A 4,587-nucleotide genomic window follows, 5' to 3' on the forward strand; every position below is an offset into this window, starting at 1 on the left:
GTAAATTTTCAGCGTTGCTGGCTCCCCGTCAGCCGGATTGGGTTGCATCGCAGGGGTGTCGAAAGAGTCAACTGCGGTCCAAAGCTGTTGGACTTGGGTGAAAAGGGCGTTTATTCTTCCTATACGTAAATTGTATTTGTTTTAGAAAAAGTTTTTGATCATTTGCTTCTTGCTGTGTAAAAGGTTTGTATGCTTGAATTTCTTCAATGATTTCTTTCATTTTTTATTGTCACTTTCCTGTCGTCATCTACTTATCAGCTAAATACCCTTCAGGCATTGGAATCAATTTTTCTGATTCCCGACTGAGGCTCTCCTCTGCTTTCCACCCGGCGATTTTATTTTCCGTTGCTTCGATCACCCCATCAAAAAGAGAATCACTTAATATTAGACGTAGTGGTGGTTCAGGCAATGCCGCAAGTTTTAAGATTGTCTTTGCTGCTAATATAGGGTCACTATCTGTCGCCTGACCCTCCTGTTCTTTTGCGAAGGCATCCATTTGTTGATGCAGTTCTTGATAATCCGGCAAGCGTTTACTATTATGCAGTTTCTTGTAAAGATCTGTCCAATAACCTCCTGGTTCAACAATAGTCACATGAACACCAAAAGGAGCCAGTTCCTGTGCTAAAGCTTCCGTCAATCCTTCTACCGCAAATTTACTAGCACTGTATAGACCTGAAGTCATCCAAGACATGATGCCCCCGATACTACTCATTTGGATAAAACGACCTGATTTGTCTCGCAAAAAAGGAGAAACCGCTTGAGCCGTCCAAAGAGAACCGAAAAAGTTTACATTCATTATCTGACGCGCCTCTTCTTCTGTTGTCTCCTCAATCATTCCTCCAAGCATCATTCCCGCATTACTCAAAGCAATATCGATGCCATTAAATTTTTCTGCTCCCTTAGCAGCAGCGGCTACTACCATGTCTCGTTCTTCAATATCGCCTAAACAGATCAGCAAAGAAGATCCATATTCTGTTTTTAACCTGCTGAGTTTTCCTTCTGTTCTAGAAAAAGAAATGACTTGGTCGCCATTTTCTAATACTAATTTTACTGTCTCAAAACCAATTCCTTTACTTCCACCAGTAATAAACCACGTTCTAGTCATCTGTCCACGCTCCTTTTTTCCTAATTACTCTCAATATGATTATAACAAATTAAAAGGCCAACAACAACTATAGTATCTAATATGCTGATTGTCAGTTATAAAATACTAAGAGTCATTTTATTCAAAAAAAGTTGTGGCAAAAAACTTGCCACAACTTTTTTATTTTGCACGAATCGGGAGCCATATTTGGAACTGTGCATTCTGAGGATTAGCATCTAAATATAATTCGATATCTGGCAATTCAGCATATTCAAAACCTGAAGTTGGTAACCATTCAGTAAAAATCTGCTGTTGCAATTCTTGAATTGCTCCTGGTATAGGACCCGTTCCTGAGAATACCGCCATCCAGCTTTGCGTGATAAAAGCCAGCAATAAAAACCCGCACATATCAGCGCCCATTCCAAGCAGCAACACACCGCGGTCACCCAGTCGCTTTGAAAGAGTGCCGGTTAAAACAGCTTGTACGAATGTATGTGCTGCACCAAAAACGGCCAGCGACACACCTGCTGTGCCAATATCCCAATTCAAGCGCTGTTCGCCATAAATCACCCACAAAGCGGCGGGCGCCTGCCCAATCAGCTGCATAAGAAAAAACAACGCAAAAAAGCTGGCAAGTCCCTGAACTGCAAAATTGAAGCGAAAGCCTTCAAACAAATTGATTTTGGCTGGCTGTCCTTCAGGCGGTTGTGACGGCGTTTTGGGCAACAAGAAAGCCACCAAACAAAAGGCAATTGCATTGAGAAGAGCCCCTGCCACAAAGGGCGCATGCACAGATATATCACTAAGAACACCGCCAATAGCAGGCCCTGCAATCATACCTGCACCAAAACACGCCCCCATAAAACCAAACCAACGCGCACGTTCTTCCTGTTTAGTTGTATCAGCGATAATTGATGCCGCGATTGCACCAGTTGCTCCGGTAACACCTGAGATAATCCGGCCGATATAAAGCACCCATAAAACAGGCGCTGCCGCCATTATGCTATAATCAATCGTGGCACCTAAAAATGAAACCAGCAAAATAATCCGCCGTCCATAGCGGTCAGATAACCGCCCTAAAACGGGCGCGCAAAAGACCTGCATAAACGCATAAAGCGATAAAAAAACACCATAGTGAAATGCTGTTTGCTCTGCCGGTACAAATTCATTTAATAAAGCCGGAACCACCGGCATGATTAATCCCAAACCAATCGCATCAAGCGCGACAACAATGAGTGCGGTTATAAGTGATTTTGACATAGATGTGACTTTTATTTATCATTGATAAGTTGGCGATAAAAAACTTTGTACCTGGCATAAAGCTCGGTGGTGTCAGCGCGTGACCGTACCGGCTTCTTTTGATACTGCCGCCTGGGCGGCTTCTCCTGCTGATCCGGTGACGCCTCAAAGGCTCCCAGCCGCTTTTCCAGGGCAGGCTTGGACAGATCGCGGGACAGGGTGCTGGGCTTGACCATCGTGCCGTCATCGGCCCGGATCACCAACCCGTTACCCCTTGGCGTAATCTCCAGGCCGTTATCACGCATGACCTGGTGCAGCTCCGTCCAGGACTGCGCGGCTTTAATGTCGTCCAGGCATTCGCGCTTGATCCAGCCCACCAGACTTTCCACGCCGGCATGGCGCTCCATGTCGGCGGCCCTCGATGCCGCCCCGCGCTGCTGCGGCCGGTGATTGTCTGCCTCCAGGCCATAGTCCCGTTCCAGCGTCTCGCACAAGTCGGCCAGCGCCAGGTGCGGATAGTACGGTTCGTGCATCGTGTGCCTGGTCGGGTGAATCTTGTTGATGGCAATGTGGATGTGCAGGTTGTCGGTGTCGTTATGCACGGCGCTGATACGCTGATGCTCACCAAACCCTAGCCCTTGGCAAATCCGTTCCTCTATCGCCTTCAAGGTGTCGGCATCGGGATTCTCGCCGGCGCGAAAACTGACAATCAGGTGATAGGTCTTATCGCCCTTGGCCCTGGTGTTCATGTGCTGGGTGGCCAGCACTTCGGTGATGGCATCGCGCACTGAATGCGCCTCGCAATTCGTGACCTGAACATGGCCCAGCCGGTGGTCTTTGCTCTGTGCGTCGGTGATGTATTTAGCCAGGTCGGCAAAGTCTGATTTGCCCAGGGAACGCATGGCAACATGCTTGGCAATCATGATGCTGCCCTGGGTCGCACAATAGATTCCATCAATCGGCTCATTTCGTCCTGGTTGGCCTCAATCCGGGCCAGCAGGCCCAAGACAGTTTCAGCGCTGAACCGGGCCGTTCGGGCATCGTCGGTCAGCCACAATTTCAGCAGACCACCGAGGCGGCCCAGGTCGCCATTGACCCGCACCAGCTCGCGCACGTTCTCGTAATCGGTCACGCCCTGGACGGCGTAACCCTGCCCCACGGCCAGCAAAAAAGCAGACGTACTCAAGCCAGCCGCTTGTGCGTTGGCCTCAATGGCGGCCCGCTCTTCCGGCAGGCAATACACCTTGATCGGCGTGCTGCTTTTTCTCGTTACCTTCTGCTCTGTCGCCTCCATCTTTGGCGTCCTCCTGGTTCTCTTATTCCGGCGTCCGCCGATGGCCCCGCAGGGCAGGATTCCCGTTGAGCGCCGCAGGTGCGAATAAGGGGAAGTGAAGAGGAACACCATGCTTGCATGGTGGGCCTACTTCACACATCCTGCCCGCTTCACCACCACTTTAACATCACTACCATTTACCGGCTATAACCCGTTTTATCGACAAACACAAGCCGATTCCACGCATAAGGCGTGCAATCTGGCTTTAGTCGCCTTACAATCGCTTTAATAGCGATAGAATCGGCATTAAATCGCGGATAAATCGACATATAAAAGGCGGTAGAATCGGCATGACTAAACGGCTTACAGAGCGCATTGCAGCGCAAATGCAGACCCAAAAGCCCACCCGTTCAGGACAGAATCGGGCGGCTTTCCTGGCCCAGCGCGACGACATAAAAGAGGCTTTGACCGATGGCTGGCCGGTAAAAGCCATCTGGAAAACGCTGCACGATGAAGGGAAAATCAGCTTCGGATATGATGCTTTTATCAGCTATGTGAACAGTCTGATTCGGTCGCCAGGCGAGCCTGAAAAGGCCACCGCAAGACCGCCGGCATCCTCCCAACCGGCCCCCAAGAAAGCCACCCCAGCGACACCCAAACCAGTACCATCAGCCAGCCATAAGCCGGGGGAGATTCCCAGCTTCAACTTCAACCCCAGCCCGAACAAAGCGGACTTGATTTGACGCCCCAAGGGGCGGATTGGACGCCAAGAGGGAAGGCATAGCCCGCCCCTCAAGTGTCAATGAACCCCTGGAAATCGACCCCGAAAACAGCCCCCTTCATAGAGGCGGCCTATTAACATTTGAGTGGGAGTGACGGGCACTGGCTGGCAATGTCTAGCAACGGCAGGCATTTCGGCTGAGGGTAAAAGAACTTTCCGCTAAGCGATAGACTGTATGTAAACACAGTATTGCAAGGACGCGGAACATGC

Annotated in this window: 4 protein-coding genes and 2 pseudogenes; 1 reads left to right on the plus strand and 5 read right to left on the minus strand. The window is 49.7% G+C overall.

Annotated features, from left to right (window positions below; genetic code table 11):
* Positions 1-247 precede the first annotated feature (247 nt).
* The 5 genes and pseudogenes from FTU77_RS15670 to traJ form a co-directional block, all read right to left on the minus strand.
* Positions 248-1,105 carry an SDR family NAD(P)-dependent oxidoreductase gene (locus FTU77_RS15670; protein WP_120366351.1) on the minus strand — a complete coding sequence of 286 codons (858 nt, stop codon included), beginning with the start codon at positions 1,103-1,105 and terminating at the stop codon, positions 248-250.
* 159 nt (positions 1,106-1,264) lie between these two features.
* Positions 1,265-1,450: a GyrI-like domain-containing protein gene (locus FTU77_RS16195; RefSeq protein ID WP_233735431.1), complete on the minus strand. Its 186-nt coding sequence runs from the start codon at positions 1,448-1,450 to the stop codon at positions 1,265-1,267.
* Positions 1,442-2,344, minus strand: a pseudogene (locus tag FTU77_RS15675) (TCR/Tet family MFS transporter); the annotation flags it as partial. The pseudogene FTU77_RS15675 and the gene FTU77_RS16195, both read right to left, overlap by 9 nt.
* A gap of 26 nt (positions 2,345-2,370) precedes the next feature.
* Positions 2,371-3,246, minus strand: a pseudogene (gene traI / locus FTU77_RS15680) (TraI/MobA(P) family conjugative relaxase); the annotation flags it as partial.
* Positions 3,243-3,617, minus strand: coding sequence for a conjugal transfer transcriptional regulator TraJ (traJ, locus tag FTU77_RS15685; protein ID WP_033472343.1), 375 nt, complete (start codon positions 3,615-3,617; stop codon positions 3,243-3,245). The gene traJ and the pseudogene traI, both read right to left, overlap by 4 nt.
* 329 nt (positions 3,618-3,946) lie before the next feature.
* Here traJ and FTU77_RS15690 point away from each other — a divergent pair, with 329 nt between their 5' ends.
* Entirely contained in the window at positions 3,947-4,339 is a 393-nt protein-coding gene (locus tag FTU77_RS15690) for a TraK family protein (protein ID WP_052928019.1), read from the plus strand.
* Positions 4,340-4,587 lie beyond the last annotated feature (248 nt).

The sequence above is a fragment of the Acinetobacter sp. YH12142 genome (assembly GCF_013418435.1).
GTDB classification, from domain to species: domain Bacteria; phylum Pseudomonadota; class Gammaproteobacteria; order Pseudomonadales; family Moraxellaceae; genus Acinetobacter; species Acinetobacter amyesii.

Coding starts and splice junctions, on each gene's coding strand:
- traJ (WP_033472343.1), bottom strand. CDS start 3,617: ATGGAGGCGACAGAGCAGAAGGTAACGAGAAAAAGCAGCACGCCGATC.
- FTU77_RS16195 (WP_233735431.1), bottom strand. CDS start 1,450: ATGGCGGTATTCTCAGGAACGGGTCCTATACCAGGAGCAATTCAAGAA.
- FTU77_RS15670 (WP_120366351.1), bottom strand. CDS start 1,105: ATGACTAGAACGTGGTTTATTACTGGTGGAAGTAAAGGAATTGGTTTT.
- FTU77_RS15690 (WP_052928019.1), top strand. CDS start 3,947: ATGACTAAACGGCTTACAGAGCGCATTGCAGCGCAAATGCAGACCCAA.